The following is a 1,279-nucleotide window of genomic DNA, read 5'->3' on the forward strand; positions in this document are numbered from 1 at the left end:
TTCATTTTGGTTATATTCAACACCCCACCTACTAGCTAGTTTTTTAAACACGCCTTTTTTCAACTGATCCCAGTTATAAGTCATGTACTTATAAAGCGGTTTTGTGTGCGAAATATCAATAGAGCTAACCGCAAGTTGTCGATTAATCTTTGGATATCCAAACAGAAAATTGTACAAAGTATAAGCCGAAAGTAATTGCGTCTTTCCATTTGTCCGAGCCATCGAAATAAAGATGTTCTTAAATCTCATGCCGTTGGTTTCTGGATTACGCCAACCCTGAATCATAGCCAAAATAAAACGCTGATAAGGAGAAGGATTAAATGGTTCACCAGACGTTACATCTTTCAGCAACACAGCAAACTCATTTATTTTCTTCGCTTCGTCAGCGTCATATAAATACTTAAAATCTTCGTCATTATCAATACGTCTTAAATCGCTTATATGGCGTTCAGACGCTCGTTTAATCTTTTCCCCCGCAATTACCTGACCACGTATAACATCAACTGCATACATCAAAGCTGGGTCATCTGGGTAGCGTTCAAGCAAATCATTGTACTTTATCATCTGTTATTTCCAAACCTTTCTGCATAATCTTGACCCTCATCCTCATCATCAGTCTTGGCCATATCAATTAATGTGGCTCGACTTTGTGGAGATAAGCCTAGATCACTACCGACAGATTTAATAATCTTTGTAGTTGAGTCAATGATGGCAACCGCAGGATTTTTGTAAATCCTACCCTCAACTTCGTAGACGACTTTATTTTTCTTGACTGACTCATAAGCTTCACGAAGCATTGCATAATTAATTACTAGCGTTTCAACCGTTGAACTATCAGCATCAATTATGTACCCGGTCTCATTCAAAACTGGCACCAACTTTTCCCAAAGCTTCTTAGCTTCTCCAGTTAAATGTCGAGGCGCTGTTTCAGGTAGCATATCAGCGTTCTCAACAGATTTCTTCAAAGCTTCGGTTTTATCCCGTTGATCCTTTCTATCGGTCTCATCGGTTGTTATCTTTGGTTTACGTGGCATTTAACCACCTCCTTTCACCCTAAAAAATAAAAATAACTGCAACGCATTAGCAAGACGGCACTATTTGTTATTCGGTTCTTTTCCTAACTAATAGCGGGGGGTATTTTTATTTTTTCAAAACTTTTATCCACCAATCTTTAGAAACTTTTTTCAATTGATTGTCGTTCAATTTCTTTTCGACTGCTGTCTTGTGATTGTGTTGCGACCTAGTTAATAGCCATAGATTAGATGTATCATACTGAGCC

2 protein-coding genes are annotated in these 1,279 nt (G+C 38.1%); both read right to left on the minus strand.

From position 1 onward, the window contains the following. A partial coding sequence (locus tag ESZ50_RS00020; protein ID WP_246111483.1) for a terminase large subunit domain-containing protein occupies positions 1–564 on the minus strand: 564 nt, incomplete at its 3' end. Then, entirely contained in the window at positions 561–1,034 is a 474-nt protein-coding gene (locus ESZ50_RS00025; protein WP_148621543.1) for a phage terminase small subunit P27 family, read from the minus strand. The genes ESZ50_RS00025 and ESZ50_RS00020, both read right to left, overlap by 4 nt. Between the last annotated feature and the right edge of the window lie 245 nt (positions 1,035–1,279).

The organism is Weissella muntiaci, from assembly GCF_008107635.1.
GTDB lineage: Bacteria > Bacillota > Bacilli > Lactobacillales > Lactobacillaceae > Weissella > Weissella muntiaci.

Excerpts from the sequence above, each read along its gene's own strand:
- ESZ50_RS00025 (WP_148621543.1), bottom strand. The coding sequence starts at position 1,034 with ATGCCACGTAAACCAAAGATAACAACCGATGAGACCGATAGAAAGGAT.